Here is a 19,243-nt window from a genome sequence, read left to right as displayed (position 1 = left end):
GGAATCTATAACAAATCTATATGCCACTTTACAAAACAATAACAGTAAACCCGCATACTAAAGTCTTCATTTGGAAGGTAGAAGAAGCTTTTGCAGATTTAAGCGAAGGGATTAATCTTACCCAACATTGTCAAAATCGTGTAGATGGGATGAAATCTGAAATTCACCGTCGCGGTTTTATGAGTATTCGCCATTTAATGGCTGAAGCAGGATATGTAGATTACGATCTCTATTACGATAACTTAGGAAAACCGCATCTGCAAGATGGTAAGAACATTTCTATTACGCATTCTTTTCACTTTACCGCAATTATTGTAAGTGATGAAAAAGTTGGGATAGATATTGAAAAAAGACGTGATAAAATTCTAAAAATTGCTAATAAATTTACGCCTTTAAGCGAATATCATACTGTAGCAAACGAAGAAGCTTTAATAAGAAAACTTACTATTGTTTGGGGCGCTAAAGAGTCTATTTATAAAATGTATGCTGAACCGGGACTTGGGTTTTTACAACATATAAATGTAACCGATTTTGATTTTGACGATGCTGAAACTACAGCTAAAGTCAATTTTAAAGGCAGGGAATCTTTTTATGAAATGAAATTCCTGGAATTTGAAGGTTTTACCTGCGTTTACGGCTGGGCTGATCCTAAAAAAGCAGAAAATTAATGCGGAATTTTTATGCTGAAATTTCCCAGGCTACAACCAATGGGAAAAAGCTGCTCGCCATTTTAATAGATCCCGATAAATTTGATAAAACTAAAACGGAATCTTATTTAAGAAAAATACCAAAATACACAACACATATTTTTGTAGGCGGCAGTACCGTTGAAAATTTTAAGACCGAAGAAACGGTAGACGCTATAAAAGCTAAAACCGATTTACCGGTAATTTTGTTTCCCGGCGATTATTCCCAAATCACCGAAACTGCGGATGCTTTACTGTTTTTAAGTTTGCTTTCTGGAAGAAACCCTGAATACTTGATAGAGCAGCAGGTAAAATCTGTAGAAAAATTAAAACATAGCAAACTGGAAATTATTCCAACGGCCTATATTCTAATTGATGGCGGGAAAGAATGTGCAGTGCAGCGGGTAAGTGGGACAAAACCAATTTCGCAATCTGAAGTAATTTCAGTTGTAAATACCGCACTTGCCGGTCAATTTCTAGGAAAAAAACTTATTTATCTCGAAGCCGGTAGCGGCGCTGATTTTCCGGTTTCTGAAGAGATTATTTCCGAAGTAAAAAAGGCAATAAATATTCCTTTGATAGTGGGTGGTGGAATTCGAAGTTTAGAACAACAAAAAAAAGCATACAATGCCGGCGCCGATATGATCGTGATGGGAACGCAATTTGAAAATTGATGTAAAAACCATTGAATAAAAGCTCTTCCCTTTTTTAAGGGGAGGTGGCTTTGACGCTTTTTTTAGAGGAAAGTCGGAGGGGTATTTCATTTAGCTATTGTTTTTTAACACCCCTTTCTTCCGATTAATCGGAATTCATTCCCCTCCTTCAAAAGGAGGGGAGCAAAAATAAAAGTTCCTAAATTCTTATCTTGAGTCTCTGCAATACTAAATTCAAAACTTTAAATTTGGCTTCCCGATGGTTTGAATTATTATTCGTGGCCTAAATTATATAAAAATGAAAATTTCAGTAGAACTTACATTAAGTCCTTTGCAGGATGATTTTGAACCAAAAATCATCGATTTCATTAAAAAATTGCGAGCTTCAGGCTTAACGGTAAAAGAAAATCCGCTAAGTACCCAGGTTTATGGAGATTATGATGAGGTGATGAAATTATTGAATTCAGAAATAAAAGATGCCTTTGAAGTTATAGACCGTGGACTCCTTTATATGAAAATTGTAAAATCTGACCGAAGCGACTATGCAGCCGATTTTTGATTTTTTCTTTGATCAGTATTACGGGTATCCTACTTTATTTATCATTTTGGAGGTAATTGCGGTAATCTTCGGTTTTCTTTCGGTACTCTATTCCAAACAAAATAATATACTGGTCTATCCTACCGGGATAATTAGTACCATGATTTTTGTTTACCTGCTTTGGCAATGGGAATTACTGGGGGATATGATGATAAATGTCTACTATTTTTCTATGAGTATTTACGGTTGGTATATTTGGACACAGAAAGTAGACGCCGAGCATTTTACACCTATTACAAACACAACCAGAAAAGAAAACTGGCAAAGCCTGTTTATTTTTATTGCCACATTGATCTTTGTTTTTGCAGTTTACGAGTATTTTGATAAGTGGACTAATTGGACCGCTTATGTAGATACATTTACAACCGCGATCTTTTTCGTGGGAATGTGGCAAATGGCAAAAAGAAAGATTGAAAACTGGATTTTCTGGATAATTGGAGATATAATTTCTGTGCCGCTCTATTTCTATAAAGGCCTTACCCTAACGGCACTTCAATATTTTGTATTTACTATAATCGCTATTTACGGCTATAAAGCATGGCAGAAAAACTTACGCAACGACCTACGTCCGTCTTAAAAGTGGTTCTTTTTGGACCTGAATCTACCGGGAAAACCACACTGGCAAAGATGTTGGCTAACCATTATAATACGTTATGGGTAGGAGAATTTATGCGGGAATACCTTCAGGAAAAATGGGATAAAGAGAAAAAAGTTTGCGAACCAAAAGACATGATTCCTATTGCTGAAGGGCAAATGAAGAGGGAAAATGAGCTGGCAAAAAAAGCTAATGAAATTCTTTTTAGCGATACCGATTTATTAGAATTAAAAGTATATTCTGAAGCCTATTACAAAGGGTTTTGCGATCCTCAACTTCTTAAACATGCGTTAAACAACATTTATGATCTCTACTTTTTAACGTATATTGACGTACCGTGGACTCCTGATGACCTTCGGGATAAACCCGGAGATCGTATTGGAATGTTCAATAGGTTTGAAGCTGAACTTATTAAAAGTCAAAAACATTACGTTATTCTGAAAGGAAATTTAGAACAGCGTTTTGAGACCGCGGTAAAGAAAATAGACGAACTTTTAAAAAATAAATAGACGTGGAGTTTAGCGAAATAGACATTTTGCAGATTGAAGAAAAAGGATTGTCAACTCAGGAAGTTGAAAGACAAATTCAAATATTTGAACGGGGAAATATAAAAGTAGATATTCAACAGGCAGCAACGCTGGGTAACGGCATATTTGCTTATAATGTTGAAGAACAAAAAAAGCTTATTCAAACTTTTGAGGATAAAAAAGATAAGCTTGGCCTCTTGAAATTCGTGCCCGCTTCAGGTGCAGCTACCCGAATGTTTAAAGCATTCCATAATTTTGCTAATGATTTTGATCCTGAAAGTGAGAGCTTAAGAGATTATTTGGATAGGAAAGAAGATAAAAGCCTCCAGTTATTTTTCGAGAAAATTGAAAAGCTTCCTTTCTATGATGCAGCTTATAAAAAGGCAAAAGAAAACCACTCAGATTTTTCAGAAAAATCTAATGATCAGCAAAACTTAGTTCTAGTAAAAACCATGTTATATGAAAATGGCCTTGGTTTAAGCGATTTGCCAAAAGGATTGGTTCCTTTTCATTCTTATAATGATTTTACCGCTACTGCTTTTGAAGAACATTTACATAGCGCAGCAAAATATCTTTCGGTAAACGGAGTAACAAAGTTGCATTTTACTGTTGCCGAGGGTGATAAAGAAAAGTTTGAAGATGAGTTTGAGAAGATTAAGGAAAGAGTAGAAGAAGTTACTCAAACAAAATTCGAAATATCTTATTCTTATCAGGATCCAAAAACCGATACTATTGCGGTAGACAGGGAAAATAATCCTTTTAGAGACGAAGACAATAAAATGTTTTTTAGACCCGGTGGTCACGGGGCTTTAATTGAAAATCTAAATCAGCAGGAAGCCGATCTTATTTTTATTAAGAATATCGATAATGTTGTAGTAGCTACCAATCTGCCAAAGGTAGTGGAGATGAAAGAAATGCTTGGTGGAAAATTAATCGCACTACAAGAACAGGTTTTTGAATATATGCAAAATCTGGATGGCGGGAATAATTCTGAAGCAAAATTAGACGAGATAGCAGATTTTCTGGAAAGCGAACTCTTTGTAAAAGTTACTTCTACATTTGCTAAGTTCACAGGAGAGGAGAAAACACAGTACTTATGTAGAAAATTAGATAGACCCCTAAGAGTTTGCGGAATGGTTAAAAACGAAGGAGAACCAGGTGGCGGCCCTTTTTTGGTTAAAAATGAAGATGGAGAAATCTCTCTACAAATTATTGAAGGCGCACAAATAGATCAGGATAACGAAGAACAACTTAGAATACTAAATAATTCTACCCACTTTAATCCAGTAGACATTGTTTGTAGCCTCAAGAATCACAAAGGAGAGAATTTCGATTTACATAACTATGTAGACGAGAATATGAGTTTTATTGCCAATAAAACCAAAGATGGTAAACCTCTAAAAGCGCTGGAGCGTCCTGGCTTGTGGAATGGTGGTATGGCTTATTGGAATACTGTTTTCGTAGAAGTCCCTGTAGAAACTTTTAACCCGGTTAAAACCGTAGCTGGTCTTTTAAAGCCTTCTCACCAGGCAAAATAATTAGTTTTGGATGAAGAGCAAATAATACGGGAGCTTAATTTTAAAGCCGTACGCAGTTCTGGCGCCGGTGGGCAGCACGTAAACAAAACTTCTTCTAAGGTTGAACTTTATTTTCATTTAGAAGCTTCCGGGGGACTTTCAGAAGATGAGAAAGCGCGATTAATTAATAAACTGGCTACCCGATTAACGAAAGAAAATCTTTTAATTCTTTATAGTGAAGAAAGCAGAAGTCAGCATAAAAACAAGGAGCTTGTTATAAAAAAGTTTTTAGAATTGCTTCGGGAGAATATTCGAAAGCCAAAACCTCGAAAAAAAACCAAACCCAGTAAAGCAGCAAAGTTAAAACGCTTAAAAGCTAAAAAGATAAATGCCGAGAAGAAGGAGAGAAGGAACAATCCTTTAAAATAATTGAGGCATTTCTCTACAGTTGTGTAGAATAATTCACCTACGTTAAACACCTATTTTTCTTAATCTGTACTTCAGATATTTTTAAATTATTTATTTTCAGATGGTTAAAAATAAGGGTTTTAACTGGTATAATTTTTAATATACTCTTATTGCTAAATTAATATTAAATATAGCAGCTTAAGATACTGTTATATAATTTAGATTTTCGGAGAAAAAGAGGCCTTAGGGTCTCTTTTTTTGTTGTGTGTTAGTAGAAAACTGCATTTCTACATAATTTTTTCTTAAAAAGGCATATTTTCTACATAACAAATTCCCAAATATTTTTAAGCAAAAATATAATTACTTAATAATCAGTATTATAAGATTATAATTCCGATTTGGTATAATTCTTCCATATAGCTTACCATATTTAAACCACATAATTTAAAACCTTATTACTATGAAAAAGTTAGGATTAACCTTAATGGCTGCGGCCGGAATGTTCTTGTTTACTCAAAATGCGCAAGCACAGGGAGAAGAACCAGAAGAAATGGAACAAACTGAAGCTATGGAAGAAGCTCAGGAAAAGAAAGATGATTACAAACAAATAGATGTTGTAGCGCTTCCACAATCTGTGAAAGACGCGATAATGACCGACTTAAACGGAGCTGTGGCTGAAGAAGCCTGGGTGAAAGAAAAAGACGGTAAGACAGTTTATAAATTATCGCTTAATACTGAAGGTGAAAAAACTAAGGCTTATATCGATAAAGAAGGAAACTGGATCGAAAAAGATAAATAGTTTTTAAAAATCTAACCAACAAATAAATTTCCGTTGATTGCTTTTTGCCCTACCAAAACCTTCAACGGAAATTTTTAAAATAAACAGCCGGAATTTAAGAGAAACCAACTCCTTCGGCACCAGTTAATAAATGTGTAAAGTAGCGTAGAATTCTGTATATTTATCGAAAGATGAAATGCTTAATCGGAGAGCAGACCTTTTGGTCTATTAACTAACACTAACTATCGAATAAGCAAATTGAGGGATTTAGATGATTTTATTTTATAAGTACTGGAAAATGGATACCACCCAATGACAGATTAATAAATAATTTAGATTGTCATTGAAGAGAGACCTTTTACGAGGTCTCTTTTTTTATACTTATTTTTAAACCCAATGAATTTTAGATTGTTAAATTTGCAAGACGGTTTAAATTAAATATCAATGACGAAAATTCTTATAGTTGAAGATGATGTTCCTTTTGGAACTATGCTTAAAACATTTTTAATCAAACGCGACTATGAGGTTGAATTGGTTTTTTCTGGAGTAGAGGCTTTTAAGAAACTTAAAGAAGACATCTTTCATCTTATTCTTTCAGATGTGAGATTACCAGACACCAGTGGTCTTGATATTTTAAAACAGGTTAAAGCAGAAAATTCTGAAACACGGGTTATTATCATGACCGGCTATGCGGAAATTAGCATGGCAGTTGAAGCCATGAAAAATGGAGCTTTTGATTATGTTTCCAAACCTTTTAGACCAGAATCTATATTACAAACTATAGAAAATGCTTTAACACACACCCAGGTACAAACCGCTGCACCAACGAAACCAGAAAAACAGCAAAGATCCAACCAATCGCAAGATACCAGTTTTGTAAAAGGCGTAAGTGAAGCTGCAATTAAGTTAAGCGATTATATAGAACTTGTTGCACCTACAAATATGTCAGTTTTAATTATGGGTGAAAGTGGAACTGGTAAAGAGCAGGTGGCAAAAAGTATTCACGAACAAAGTAAACGAGCCGGTGCTCCTTTTATCGCTGTAGATTGTGGTGCAATCCCAAGGGAATTAGCTTCCAGTGAATTTTTTGGTCATTTGAAGGGGTCTTTTACCGGTGCAATAAATGATAAAACAGGACATTTTGAAGCGGCCAATGGCGGGACACTCTTCTTAGACGAGATTGGAAACTTAAGTTATGAGCTTCAGGTGCAACTTTTAAGGGCGCTTCAGGAAAGAAAAATAAAACCGGTAGGCAGTAATAACGAGATCCAGGTAGATATTCGCGTAATAACTGCCACCAACGAGGATCTTGCCCAGGCGGTAAAGGATGGGGAGTTTAGAGAAGATTTATATCATAGATTAAATGAATTTTCTATAAAGGTGCCAGCGCTTAAAGATAGAAAAGAAGACTTAATGCTTTTTGCTGAATATTTTTTAGAAGAAGCTAATGCCGAATTAGAAAAGAATGTAATTGGTTTTACTGAAGAAGCTTTAAATGCTTTTAAAAGATATAATTGGCCTGGTAATTTGAGGGAATTAAAAAATATGGTTAAACGAGCCGTACTTTTAACTCAGGATGACTTGATTCCTCTGAAAGTGCTGCCTCATGAAATAGCCACTGCAACCCAAACTAATACTGAGACCGAATACGGTTTGTTTAAAAATAAGAATGAAGAACAGCTTATTTTAGACGCGTTGGAGAAAGCCGGTGGTAATAAAAGTAAAGCGGCAAGGTTACTTTCTATAGATCGTAAAACACTTTACAACAAGCTTAAACAGTATGATATTAAACTTTAATTTCCTGTTCCAGCTCTTCCATTAAGTTTAGAATATCACTCTTAAGATCCTGAAATTCAATTTCGGAAAAAACTTCGTGCTGCTCAAGCCTTTCTAATTGTTTGGCCTGGTTTGTAGCATTTATTTGCTTTAACATAGGCACCATTTTATGAGCAAGCCGAGCTACTTCTTTTTGGTCATTTTTATTCCGCGCAATTGCTATCAATTCTATTTGCGACCTTGTGCTTTCTATAAAAGCTTCTAGAATAGTTTGCACGGCTTTCTGATCTCCGGCTGAAAAATCATAGATATCCTGGAGGTCGTAGTTATTGTTTTTGGAATGCTGTAGGTTATTATTCAGCTTTTCCTTGAGATCGAGTTTAAAAATTTCAGCAATACTTTTTTGAAGCCGTGCTGGTTTATAAGGTTTTAATAGGCTGTTGTTGAAACCTGCAAGCTGGTATGTTTCAGCATCAATATTGGTACGCCCAGATAACGCGATAACCGGTAGATCCTCAATTTTGTGGCTTTTCCTTATATTTTTAATGAGGTCAAAACCATCCATTTCCGGCATTTGTATATCTGTAAGTACCAGTGAGTATTTTTCGGTTTCCAACTTTTTAAGGGCATCACGGCCATTCAAAGCTGTGTCACATTGCATTCCCATAGATTTTAGAAGTTCTCGCGTAAGGGAAAGCTGTGATGGTTCATCGTCAACAATAAGTGCGGTTTTCCCGGTGAGATCAGGTAATTCTGGAGTTGCAGGTTTGTCTGAAGTTTTTATGGTTTCCACGGGTAGTTTTCTGACCGGTATAAAGACGGTAAATTCACTCCCTTCTCCTTGTTTGCTTTTCAGTTTTAAATCGCCTTTTAGTAATTCAGTAAGGCTTTTAGTAATAGCAAGTCCCAATCCTGTACCGCCGTAAACTTTTTCAATGCTAGTATTTTCCTGTGAAAATTCTTCAAAGATCTCCTCTTGTTTCTCTTCGGAAATTCCAATCCCGGTATCTTTTACAGAAATAATTAAACAGTAGCTATCTTCAATTTCTTTCTTTAAATGAATATTGACCTTAATTTCTCCCTCTTTGGTAAATTTACTGGCGTTAGTAATAAGGTTCGTGATAATTTGTTTTATTCTAAAGGGGTCGCTAAGTACACGGGTGTCGGTTTCTTCTGAAGCTTCAAAAATCACCTCAACATTTTCGTTTTTTGTTGCGGGTAAAGCATTATAAACTGTATCTTTTATAAGTTTTGCAGGATTAAAAGGTAATTTTTCAACGGTCATTTTTCCTGCTTCAAGTTTAGAAAGATCTAGTAAGTCATTTACTAAATGCAGGATAAAATTAGACGACTTTTTTACCTGGTCTAAATAGTGAATTTGCTTATTGTTTAAAGAAGATTTTTCAATGAGATCTGTATAACCAATAAGCGTGTTTAACGGTGATCGCAAATCATGGGTTATAGCTGCCATAAATTTCTCTCGCTTAATTAGTAAACTTTCAGCGAAATCCTTGGCGTCTTCTAACTGCATTCGGTATTTCTGGCTTTTTGCGATGTCTTTAATTATAAAAACAAGAGACAATAATATAATAATGAAGCTAACAATTCCAGCAACCAAGAATATTTGAGAGCTTTCTTCTACCATAGTTTGCGAAACTTTTGCTCGCTGTACAGAAGCTTCTCGTTCTTCCAGTTCAATTTTTCCCAGCAAACCTCTTAGTTGCTGGTTAATAATCTTATCGTTTTCCAGAAATTCCTTTTCCTTTTTGTCTACGGTATCTTGAAATCTCCGGTTAGCAACTTCCAGTTCGCTTAAAACATTTCTAACCGAACCAATTATAGAATCTGCAGTACGGTTAGTTAACTTTTCGGCATTGTCTTCCCGCGAATATTCCAGCCATCTAATTAGGAGCCTACGTTGGTGGGGTTCAAGATTTGCGAAACGCCGGTTGTAGTTATAATCATCAAAAGAAGGATCTATTTTTTTTAGTTCATTTAAAACCTGGGAATAATAATTTTGGTTGCGTTGCTGCTCCCGGAGTTCATAGAGTTCCTGTAAATTGGTAGTTTTATCTGAAAGTAATTCGCTAATACTATCCAGTTCTTCCTTAATGGAACTATCTGAATAGCCTGTTTTTAAACTTTGTATATCAAGCTGAATGCTGTCTATCTGGTTTTGATATTTCTCAAGATCGGCTTCATTTCCCGTTTGAATAAGCTGCCTGCTTAAATTTTCAGTTTCATAAAGGCTGGTAGTAATATCGCTCAGCATAAAAAGCTGTTCGTTATTATTGTTATTATTTTCTGAAACCTGGCTAAAAGCAACTACCTGTTTCCATACAAACCAAACAGCAATAGCAGCCAGGGCGGCTATCAAAAGATATCCGCCTATTACTTTATAAGTTATAGAGCGTTTTGTATTTCGCATAGGTTTATAAATACCAAAATTACACCATTTAAATGATTTGAAATAAAATTATGGAATTTCCATAAAAGTTTTATACATTTGCAGCAAATCTCAAAGGGGTGCCGCTTAAGTGTGGCTGAGATCATACCCAAAGAACCTGGGCAGGTAATGCTGCCAAGGGACACGCGCCAAAAGCGCAAACGTATGTACTCCTGAAAATGCCAAAACACCGGTGGGCAATTTCAGGAATTTTTTTATCTAATTTTTAACCAAAGAATAATAGCCCCTTTTATTCGTAAATAATTTCTTACGAATGAAATCTTTATTATTTTTTACCGGCCTCTGCCTAATTTCTTTGCAAGCCGTAGCTCAAACGCATGTTTTAAAGGGTAAAGTAACCCGTGGTCAAACGCCCGTTGAAGGAGTGGCCGTTTATGCTGTAGAATCTGGAGAAGGCACTGCAACCGACGAGAATGGAATGTATAGCCTTCAGCTGGAAGAGGGAGAGTATAATCTTGTTTTCTCCTACGGAAATCAAAAAAGTCTTAGCTTAAATCTTGATCAGGATAAAACCTTAAATGTAGACCTTACTGATGCCCAGGAGGTGCTTGATGAGGTTTTTCTTTCCTCGGTAAGGGTAAACGCAAAATCGCCAATAACTTACAGCAATCTTACGAATGAGGAAATTGAAAACCGTAATCTGGGCCAGGATATCCCAGTGCTTATGAATTATATGCCAAACGTGGTTACTACTAGTGATGCGGGCGCCGGCGTTGGTTATACCGGGATTAGGGTTAGAGGGAGCGGCCCCACCAGTACAAATGTTACCATAAACGGAATTCCTTATAATGATGCAGAAAGCCTTGGAACTTTTTGGGTAAATCTTGGTGATTTTGCTTCTTCGGTAGAAAACCTGCAATTGCAACGTGGTGTGGGAACTTCTACAAATGGGGGAGGAGCCTTTGGCGCCAGTTTAAACATTCTAACCGATGGTTACAGCGAAGAAGCAAATGCCGAGGTAGCCAATAGTTATGGTTCTTTTAATACCCATAAGCATACGGTTAAATTTAGTACAGGTCTTGTAGACGATCATTGGGAATTTGCCGGACGTGCTTCGCAAATTAAAAGTGATGGCTATATAGATAGGGCCAGTAGTGATCTTAAGTCTTACTTTCTACAGGGAACTTATGTAGATGATAATACACTAATTAAAGCTATTACTTTTGGCGGGAGCGAGAGAACCTACCAGGCCTGGTACGGAATTGATGCGGAAACTCTGGAAAATGACAGAAGATATAATCCTGCCGGAGTTTATACCGATGAAGAAGGAAATACTAAATTTTATGAAAATCAAACCGATAATTATAAGCAGGACCATTATCAATTATTATGGAACGAAGAGTATAATAAGAACTGGTCTTCTAACATTGCCTTTCATTATACTTATGGTCGCGGATATTATGAGGAATATGAGGAAGATGCAACTTTAAATGAATTCGGGCTTGATAATTTTCAGGCAGAAGGAGAAGAAATTACCACCTCAGACCTGGTTGGTACCAAATGGTTGGATAACCATTTCTATGGAAGTGTTTTTAACCTGAATTACCAAGATGAAAACTGGGATGTTATATTTGGTGGAGGCTGGAACCGTTATATCGGCGATCACTTTGGAGAGGTGATTTATACACGATTCGCCAGAAATAACGATCCCTATGAACCTTATTATGAAAATGTAGGAATCAAAACCGATTTCAATCTTTACGGAAAAGCCACCTATGCAATTTCAGATAAACTGGCCGGGTATTTAGATTTGCAAGTTAGAACAATAGATTATGAGACTGAAGGAATTTTATCAGAAGGAAATGAATTTCTGGTAGATGATCATTTTACTTTTTTTAATCCCAAAGCGGGATTAACCTATGCGCTAAATAATGAAAACCAATTCTATTTTTCTTATGCGCGCGCCAATAGGGAGCCAAGACGTAGTGATTATGAAAATGGAGAGCCAGAGCACGAAGAATTAAACGATTTTGAATTAGGCTGGAGACATAATACACCCTCAGTTCAATTAAATACCAACCTATACTTTATGGATTATCAAAACCAATTGGTGTTAACAGGAGGGATAGACGATGTTGGTGCTTTTATTCGTGAAAACAGCGGGAATAGTTATCGTTTAGGTTTGGAAATAGATGCGGTTATAAGACTTTCAGAAAAATTATTTGTGAGGCCAAATCTTGCTTTAAGCAGAAACAGGAATGTAGATTTCATCTCTACCTGGAATGGTGAGCTGGTTGATTTTGGTAATACCGAAATTTCATTTTCTCCATCTATAGTAGGAGCGAACAGTATTACCTATCTACCGGTAAACGGATTGGAATTAAGCATACTTTCAAAATATGTGGGCGAACAGTATATGAGTAATATTGAAGCTGAAACCTCTAAGCTTGATGCTTATTTTGTAAACGATTTTAATATTCAATATACCTGGAGAAATGCACCTTTATTTAAAGAAGTCGTATTTACCGGTTTGGTGAATAACATTTTTGGTGAAGAATATGTTTCTAATGGTTATTACTACACTTTTAATGTAGAAAATCCTGATACTTCAACAGGTTTACAAACATTAGATGGTGCGGGTTATTATCCGCAGGCTACCACAAACTTTTTAGCCGGAATTACTTTAAAATTTTAATTTGTTTGTCACCTTTCTCCTCTTGATTTTTAAGAGGGGGAAGGTTTTTAATTATAAACTTCAATTATATTTCCGCGGCGTTCAATTCGGTAAGGTCTCATTGCGTACTGGCCTTCGCCTTGCAGTAATTCCCCGGTAATAATATTATAAGAGTTCCCATCTTCACAATTACAAGTAGCAACTACACCTTCAACCGTCATGGCTGAACAATTGTTTGGTGGGTGATTAGGATCGCTAAGTTCAAAAGCGGTGTATTGCGAATTGTTTATGTTATACACAACAACACCTCTTATTCCCTCTCTATAAGTTACAAAACTGTTTCCTGGAAATTGTAGATCATTATATTCAGGGAAATCTAAATTTAGTTGTACCCTGAAATTCAAATTAATAAGATTAGGATTGTTAAGAAGGTTGTCATCATTACCGGAGCAAGCACTAAAAAATGTAGCAAATAGAAGCAAAAAGAGCATTTTTTTCATAAGATTAGCAATTTTTTCGCTAAATAATATTATTGTTTTCAAGATGTAAATTTATTATATTTGTTAAACAAATCCCGTCGTGCTATGGGATTTTTTCTATTTATATAAACGATGAAGTTATGAGCAAAGTATCTTATTATACTGAAGAGGGGCTAAAAAAGTTGAAGAATGAACTAAATCAGCTACGTGACGTAGAACGACCAAGAGCTTCTGAAGCTATTGCCGAAGCCCGGGATAAAGGAGATTTAAGTGAGAATGCCGAGTATGATGCTGCTAAAGAAGCACAGGGGCTTTTAGAAATGAAAATTTCGAAATTAGAAGAAGTGGTTGCAAATGCAAGAGTAATAGACGAATCTCAATTAGATACAGACAAGGTTCTAGTACATTCTCACGTGAGAATAAAAAACCAAACCAATGGGGTTGAGGTAAAATATAAATTGGTAGCCCAAAGTGAAGCCGATCTAAAAACAGGAAAGATCTCGGTAGATTCTCCTATTGGCAAGGGTTTACTTGGTAAAAAAGTTGGAGATACAGCAGAAATTGATGTTCCCAGTGGTAAGATGAAATTTGAAATATTAGAGATCTGGAGAGAGTAAGTTTCCGGTTTTAACAGTTTGCAAAATCCTTTTCCCATTCTTTTAACTAAGGTTCTGGTAAAAGGATTTTACTTTTATTATACTAACCAATTCAAAAATATTATGGCCAGTTTATTCACTAAAATCGTAAGAGGAGAAGTGCCTGCATACAAAATTGCTGAAGACAGTCAGTTTTTAGCTTTTTTAGATGTTAATCCAAATGCTAAGGGACACACGCTTTGCATTCCCAAAAAGGAAGTCAATAAGATCTTTGATCTGGAAGAAGAAATGTACCAGGAACTCATGCGTTTTTCTAGAAAAGTAGCTATTGCTTTAGAAAAAACAGTTGAATGTAAAAGAGTTGGTATGGCTGTAGTAGGTCTCGAGGTGCCACACGTTCACGTTCATCTTATTCCCTTGAATTCTATGAGCGATATGGATTTTTCAAAAAGCGTGAAAATGGAGGAAGAGGAATTCAAAAAACTCGCAGAATCAATTCACGTTAATCTTTGATGGAAACCGAAAGTTATAAGTTAAAGCTGGATCTTAGAATAGACTGGAGTGATCTGGATATGTATAAGCACGTAAACAATATCTCCTTTATGCGTTATATGCAATCTGGCCGAGTGAATTTTTGGGAAGCTTCAGGAATTTACGAAATGTATGAAGACAGCAATATGGGCACAATGTTGGTTTCTACGCACTGCGATTTTAAAAAGTCGCTATATTATCCTGGAAAAACTATAGTAAAAACCAAACTGGATTTTATAAAAAATTCCAGTTTCGGCTTAAAGCACCTTATTTTGAATGAAGCCCTGGAAATTTGTGCTGAAGGAAAAGATATAGTGGTTTGTTATGATTTTGAAAAAGATGAAACTTTTAAAATACCTGAAGATCTAAGAACAAAGCTCTCTCAATTTTAAACCTTTCTAAGAGATATTTTAAAAGTAGTGCCTTTATTAATTTCACTTTCGGCTACTTTAATCTTTCCGTGGTGATAGCCTTCAACAATACGTTTTGCGAGAGATAATCCAAGACCCCAGCCTCTTTTTTTGGTGGTATGTCCAGGTTCAAAAATCAGTTTAAATTTATTCTTATCCAGTCCTTTCCCAGTGTCTTTAATAAGAATATGAGCCCATTTTTGATCTTCCTCAATACTAAGATTTAGCTTTCCTTTTCCTCGCATTGCATCTATTGCATTTTTCACCAAATTTTCTATAGTCCAGCTATAAAGTTGCTGGTTTAACATTACTGGAATATAGCCATCTGGCGCATTGATGGAAAAATCTATAAGTCGGGAGCTTCTTGATTTTAAATAATCAAAAGTTTCCCGGGTGGCTTCAAGGATATTAGTCTTTTCCAGGATGGGGGAGGAACCTATTTTTGAAAAACGCTCGGTAATGGTTTCCAAACGATCTATATCTTTTTCCATTTCCTTTATATAAGACTCGTTTACATTTTCCTGTTTTAATATTTCAGTCCAGCCAATTAAAGAAGATAGCGGGGTTCCAATTTGGTGTGCAGTTTCTTTGGCCATACCTGCCCACAGCTTATTTTGTTCACTATTTTTAGTTGTGGTATAGAAAAAATAAACCACCCCAATAAATAGGAACCCAATTAGCACCAAACCTACTGGATAATATTTTAAACTGTTTAAAACAGGGGAATTCCCGTAATAGATATATTGTTTTTCACCATTTCCCAAATCGATAATAATAGGAGCATTTTCAGCTTTCAAATCAGCAAGAAATTGCTCAGCCTGTTTTGTATTTTCTAATTTGTCGGGGTCAATATTGGTGGTATAGGCTATTTCCCCCTCGGCATCTGTATGAATTATAGGAATTGTGGTATTGTTATTTAATATTTCGAGAATAAGATCCAAATCGGCATCTGCAGGAGCGGGATCTCTATCTAAAGCTTCCTGAGCTTTTGCCCAAACACTCATTTTAGCCCGTTCATCTTGTTTTAAGCGTTGAAAGAAAATGCTGGTATTCCATAGTACAAGACCTACTACAATGAAACATGAAATAATAATAAACCAGCGGTTAAAAGTGCGTTCGTCTGTGAAGTTCATACAGGCCTCTGAGCTTTAAAGGATTTAAAGATAAGCGTTTTTAAACGAATTTTATTGCGTGCTCTGGCTTTTCATTCCCTATTGGTTTCGTTACCTTTGCCTAAAAATAAGTATGCTTACAATAGAACCTAAGAAGGTGAGTACTGGCAAGCTTCACCGGTATTTGCTTGGTGCCATTGGCCCAAGGCCCATTGCTTTCGCCAGCACCATTGATGCTGAAGGCCGGCCAAATTTATCGCCTTTTAGCTTTTTTAATGTATTTGGTTCTAATCCACCTACTTTAATTTTTTCTCCTGCAAGGAGAGGTAGGGATAATACGGTAAAGCATACCTATACCAATGTCAAAAACATAGATGAGGTAGTGATCAATATAGTTAATTACGACATTGTACAACAAATGTCACTATCCAGCACTGAATATGGTGAAGGCGTTAACGAGTTTGAAAAAGCAGGATTTTCAATGCTAAAATCGGAACTTGTGAGGCCATTTCGTGTGGCAGAATCTCCTGTTCAGTTTGAATGCAAAGTAAAACAGGTTATTGAAACCGGCCAGGAAGGTGGTGCCGGGAACCTGGTAATTTGTGAGGTTCTTAAAATGCATATTAATGAAAGCATTCTTGACGAAGACGGATTCATAGATCAACATAAAATAGATCTTGTAGCCAGAATGGGTGGCAATTGGTACAGCCGTGCTAATCTTGGAATGTTTGAAGTACCAAAACCACTTTCCAGTTTAGGGATTGGAGTAGATGCTATACCTACTGAAATTAGGGAAAGTAAAATTCTAACCGGTAACGATTTAGGGAAACTTGGCAATGTTGAAAACCTCCCCCAAGAGAAAGAAATTGCTGTCTTTTTAGCTGAAAATAAAGATTTAGCTGAATTGATTGAGAAAAATAACAAGAAAGATATTCATACCCGGGCACAATTGTTTTTAGAGAAAAACAATACCGATGCGGCCTGGAAATTATTATTAGCAAAAACAGATTAAGATGGAAGTACAAGGCAAGATTAAATTAATTGGAGAAACCAAGACCTTTGGAAATAATGGTTTTAGAAAGAGAGAAATGGTTGTAACTACCGAGGAGCAATATCCGCAGCATATTATGATAGAATTTGTTCAGGATAAAACAGATTTGCTTAACAATTTTCAGGTAGGGCAACCGGTAAAGGTGGGAATTAACCTTAGAGGAAGAGAATGGGTAAGCCCGCAAGGTGAAACCAAATACTTTAACTCTGTTCAGGGATGGAGGATAGAAAACCTACAGACCGATCAGTCTTCAGGTGGGCAAAATGTGCCGCCACCAGATAATTTTGAGCCTGCAAGCAATCTCAATGAAGAAGATTACGATGATCTTCCTTTTTAGGAAAGCGCAATTTCATATATAGCATAAATTAGATTCAAATTATAAAAAGCTTAGCATCATATTAAGATGGCTAAGCTTTTTCTTTTTGTACTTTTCTATCGTACCGAAAATCTTTGAAATTTGCACTTTTTACAACAGAACGAGAAATTTCCGCCCATCTCTGAAGCCGATGAACAGGGACTTTTAGCTATAGGCGGTGATTTAAGTATTTCGCGATTAATTTATGCATATAACCACGGAATATTTCCCTGGTATGATGCTTCCCAACCTTTACTGTGGTGGAGTCCAGACCCCAGAATGGTGCTTTTTCCAGATAAATTAAAAGTCTCAAAAAGTATGAGACAGCTAATAAAAAAAGAGGCATTTCAAGTCACTTTTAATGAAAATTTCAAGGAGGTGATAGAAGCTTGTGCCGAAATAAGAAGAGAGGGCCAGCACGGCACCTGGATTACTGAGGAAATGATTAAATGCTATGAAGAATTACACGAGTTTAATATGGCGCACTCGGTAGAAGTATGGCAGGATGGTAATTTGGTTGGCGGACTTTATGGAATCTATTTAAAGGATAAAAAAGTGTTTTGTGGAGAAAGTATGTTCACAAAAGCCAGTAATGCTTCAAAATACGGTTTTATTATCCTGGTGGAAAGACTTCGAAACCAGGGAGTTCAGCTAATAGATTGTCAGGTTTATACCAAACATTTAGAAAGTTTAGGCGCCGAAGAAATCTCAAGAGCAGAATTTTTAAATTACCTCAGTTAAATAAACTGAACGGTTTATCGGTTTTCCTCCTTTGAAATATTCTTTATTTCAGCGTGTCTAAAACAAGATACCTCGTGATCGTTAACCATACCGGTGGCCTGCATATGCGCATACATTACTGTTGACCCAACAAATTTAAAGCCTTTCTTTTTGAGATCTTTACTAAGTTTATCGCTAATACTGGTAGTTGCGGCAGCTTCTTTGTAATTTTTTATTCGGTTATGTACAGGTTCTCCATCTACAAAACTCCAAATATATTTACTAAAACTATCGTGTTCTTTTTGAACTTCCATAAAGGCTTGTGCATTGGTTACCGTAGCCCTAACTTTCAATTTGTTTCTAATAATTCCGGGGTTTTTAAGTAATTCCTGAATTTTATCTTCAGAATATTTTGCGATCTTTTTATAATCAAAATCATCCAAAGCTTTTCTAAAATTTTCGCGTTTCTTTAAAACGGTAATCCAACTTAAACCTGCCTGAAAGGTTTCCAAAATTAGAAATTCAAATATCGTGGCATCATCATAAACAGGAACACCCCATTCGTTATCGTGATAAGCTTCATAGAGAGAATCACCTTCGCACCATCCACAGCGGTTTATTTTTTCCATTCTTAAGGTTTAAAATTATAAGTAATTGTTCCAGGTTGCTCATCTCTACCAGCTAAGCGGGAAAACCTTGCGTTTGCCGCATATTCGAGCGCTTTTTCTGTTAAGCATTCGTTATTTGAGCTTGAACTCCCTTTATTAATACTGGTATTTATAACTCTTCCTTCAGCATTTACGCGAATATTAACTACGATTTTACCCCGTAAATCACAGGTGTAAATGGGGTTTGGGATAGCGACGGCATTTCTTCCGCGAAGCGAAAAAGAGATTGAGCTATTTCTTAAACTTCCAGATTGTGTAGAAATATCTTCTGAGGAATTATCACCATCAGATCTCTTTTTAGATTCTGATTTGTTACCAGTAGGGAAAGTTCCAAGGCTGGAAGTTTCACTTTCGTTTTCTGAATTTTCCTCCTGTTGAGCGCTATTCTGCTCTAAGATTTCATCTAATTCCCTATTAAAATTTTCAGCTCTTGCTTCTTGATTTTCATTAAACGCCCTATGGGTCTCCCGGCTATTTGGGGTGGTTCGGGGTTCAGGTTCTTCTTCGGGGATTTCTTCTTCCTCTTCAGGAGAGGTGTATTCTTCCAAATCTACCAACATTTCCTGCTGAATTTTTTGTTTTTGAGATAGGCTAAAATTATAAAGGCCAAGTATTAAAACCGAACAGAAAAGTACGGTAATGATGAGGGCTTTATGTTTATCGAAAAAATCCATGCTATAAAACAAAACCTGTCATGTTTTA

The 19,243-nt window shown here is 36.1% G+C and carries 21 protein-coding genes and 1 riboswitch; of the genes, 16 read left to right on the top strand and 5 right to left on the bottom strand.

The annotated features are described in order from the left end of the window. Positions 1–20 precede the first annotated feature (20 nt). The 9 genes from FG27_RS07610 to FG27_RS07570 all read left to right on the top strand — a co-directional run bounded on the left by FG27_RS07610 (position 21) and on the right by FG27_RS07570 (position 7,559). Positions 21–668: a 4'-phosphopantetheinyl transferase superfamily protein gene (locus FG27_RS07610; protein ID WP_037317607.1), complete on the top strand. Its 648-nt coding sequence runs from the start codon at positions 21–23 to the stop codon at positions 666–668. Further along, positions 668–1,360 (top strand): geranylgeranylglyceryl/heptaprenylglyceryl phosphate synthase, encoded by a 693-nt coding sequence (locus FG27_RS07605; protein ID WP_037317605.1) that lies wholly within the window; start codon positions 668–670, stop codon positions 1,358–1,360. Before FG27_RS07610 ends, FG27_RS07605 begins: the two co-directional genes overlap by 1 nt. Before the next feature lie 277 nt (positions 1,361–1,637). Continuing rightward, entirely contained in the window at positions 1,638–1,898 is a 261-nt protein-coding gene (locus tag FG27_RS07600; RefSeq protein WP_037317598.1) for a YkoF family thiamine/hydroxymethylpyrimidine-binding protein, read from the top strand. Continuing rightward, the gene (gene pnuC, locus FG27_RS07595) at positions 1,882–2,514 is read left to right on the top strand and encodes a nicotinamide riboside transporter PnuC (protein ID WP_037317596.1); all 633 of its coding nucleotides are present in this window, start codon (positions 1,882–1,884) and stop codon (positions 2,512–2,514) included. The genes FG27_RS07600 and pnuC overlap by 17 nt, the downstream gene beginning before the upstream one ends. Beyond that, positions 2,475–3,041 (top strand): AAA family ATPase, encoded by a 567-nt coding sequence (locus FG27_RS07590; RefSeq protein WP_037317593.1) that lies wholly within the window; start codon positions 2,475–2,477, stop codon positions 3,039–3,041. Before pnuC ends, FG27_RS07590 begins: the two co-directional genes overlap by 40 nt. Positions 3,042–3,043: 2 nt before the next feature. Next, positions 3,044–4,597: a DUF4301 family protein gene (locus FG27_RS07585; protein ID WP_037317591.1), complete on the top strand. Its 1,554-nt coding sequence runs from the start codon at positions 3,044–3,046 to the stop codon at positions 4,595–4,597. A 6-nt stretch (positions 4,598–4,603) separates the two neighbouring features. Continuing rightward, a complete protein-coding gene (gene arfB, locus FG27_RS07580) occupies positions 4,604–5,005 on the top strand; it encodes an alternative ribosome rescue aminoacyl-tRNA hydrolase ArfB (protein WP_037317587.1) in 402 nt (133 codons plus the stop codon). A gap of 439 nt (positions 5,006–5,444) precedes the next feature. Beyond that, on the top strand, positions 5,445–5,783 hold the full coding sequence (locus FG27_RS07575) for a hypothetical protein (RefSeq protein ID WP_037317583.1): 339 nt from the start codon (positions 5,445–5,447) through the stop codon (positions 5,781–5,783). Positions 5,784–6,206: 423 nt separating this feature from the next. Next, positions 6,207–7,559, top strand: coding sequence for a sigma-54 dependent transcriptional regulator (locus FG27_RS07570; protein ID WP_037317580.1), 1,353 nt, complete (start codon positions 6,207–6,209; stop codon positions 7,557–7,559). On the opposite strand, the gene FG27_RS07565 is transcribed toward FG27_RS07570, so the two are convergent. Continuing rightward, a complete protein-coding gene (locus FG27_RS07565; protein ID WP_037317577.1) occupies positions 7,549–9,966 on the bottom strand; it encodes an ATP-binding protein in 2,418 nt (805 codons plus the stop codon). The two genes, FG27_RS07570 and FG27_RS07565, sit on opposite strands and share 11 nt — an antisense overlap. Before the next feature lie 84 nt (positions 9,967–10,050). After that, positions 10,051–10,145, top strand: a riboswitch (TPP riboswitch). 113 nt (positions 10,146–10,258) lie between these two features. On the opposite strand from FG27_RS07565, the gene FG27_RS07560 reads away from it, so the two are divergent. Further along, positions 10,259–12,640 (top strand): TonB-dependent receptor domain-containing protein, encoded by a 2,382-nt coding sequence (locus tag FG27_RS07560; protein ID WP_037317574.1) that lies wholly within the window; start codon positions 10,259–10,261, stop codon positions 12,638–12,640. 47 nt (positions 12,641–12,687) lie between these two features. Here FG27_RS07560 and FG27_RS07555 read toward each other — a convergent pair whose 3' ends face one another. Next, complete coding sequence (locus FG27_RS07555; RefSeq protein WP_037322038.1) at positions 12,688–13,119, bottom strand: hypothetical protein; 432 nt, start codon at positions 13,117–13,119, stop codon at positions 12,688–12,690. Between the two features lie 119 nt (positions 13,120–13,238). On the opposite strand from FG27_RS07555, the gene greA reads away from it, so the two are divergent. From greA to FG27_RS07540, 3 genes are all read left to right on the top strand, one after another. Further along, positions 13,239–13,715, top strand: coding sequence for a transcription elongation factor GreA (gene greA / locus FG27_RS07550; RefSeq protein WP_037317571.1), 477 nt, complete (start codon positions 13,239–13,241; stop codon positions 13,713–13,715). A gap of 102 nt (positions 13,716–13,817) precedes the next feature. Then, positions 13,818–14,207 carry an HIT family protein gene (locus FG27_RS07545; protein ID WP_037322037.1) on the top strand — a complete coding sequence of 130 codons (390 nt, stop codon included), beginning with the start codon at positions 13,818–13,820 and terminating at the stop codon, positions 14,205–14,207. After that, positions 14,207–14,617: a thioesterase family protein gene (locus FG27_RS07540; RefSeq protein WP_037317568.1), complete on the top strand. Its 411-nt coding sequence runs from the start codon at positions 14,207–14,209 to the stop codon at positions 14,615–14,617. The genes FG27_RS07545 and FG27_RS07540 overlap by 1 nt, the downstream gene beginning before the upstream one ends. Here FG27_RS07540 and FG27_RS07535 read toward each other — a convergent pair. Continuing rightward, the gene (locus tag FG27_RS07535; RefSeq protein WP_037317565.1) at positions 14,614–15,768 is read right to left on the bottom strand and encodes a HAMP domain-containing sensor histidine kinase; all 1,155 of its coding nucleotides are present in this window, start codon (positions 15,766–15,768) and stop codon (positions 14,614–14,616) included. The genes FG27_RS07540 and FG27_RS07535 overlap by 4 nt on opposite strands. A 112-nt stretch (positions 15,769–15,880) precedes the next feature. On the opposite strand from FG27_RS07535, the gene FG27_RS07530 reads away from it, so the two are divergent. The 3 genes from FG27_RS07530 (at position 15,881) to aat (ending at position 17,894) form a co-directional block, all read left to right on the top strand. Further along, a complete protein-coding gene (locus tag FG27_RS07530) occupies positions 15,881–16,759 on the top strand; it encodes a flavin reductase family protein (RefSeq protein ID WP_037317562.1) in 879 nt (292 codons plus the stop codon). A gap of 1 nt (position 16,760) precedes the next feature. Next, positions 16,761–17,135, top strand: a complete 375-nt coding sequence (locus FG27_RS07525) for a DUF3127 domain-containing protein (protein ID WP_037317559.1) — start codon at positions 16,761–16,763, stop codon at positions 17,133–17,135. A 120-nt stretch (positions 17,136–17,255) separates the two neighbouring features. Beyond that, positions 17,256–17,894: a leucyl/phenylalanyl-tRNA--protein transferase gene (gene aat / locus FG27_RS07520; RefSeq protein WP_037317557.1), complete on the top strand. Its 639-nt coding sequence runs from the start codon at positions 17,256–17,258 to the stop codon at positions 17,892–17,894. A 14-nt stretch (positions 17,895–17,908) separates the two neighbouring features. Here aat and FG27_RS07515 read toward each other — a convergent pair whose 3' ends face one another. Continuing rightward, a complete protein-coding gene (locus FG27_RS07515) occupies positions 17,909–18,502 on the bottom strand; it encodes a DNA-3-methyladenine glycosylase I (RefSeq protein WP_037317555.1) in 594 nt (197 codons plus the stop codon). Between the two features lie 2 nt (positions 18,503–18,504). Then, positions 18,505–19,215 (bottom strand): energy transducer TonB, encoded by a 711-nt coding sequence (locus FG27_RS07510; protein WP_037317553.1) that lies wholly within the window; start codon positions 19,213–19,215, stop codon positions 18,505–18,507. Positions 19,216–19,243 lie beyond the last annotated feature (28 nt).

The organism is Salegentibacter sp. Hel_I_6, assembly GCF_000745315.1.
Taxonomy (GTDB): Bacteria; Bacteroidota; Bacteroidia; order Flavobacteriales; family Flavobacteriaceae; genus Salegentibacter.
This window is presented reverse-complemented; position numbering and strand designations above follow the sequence as displayed.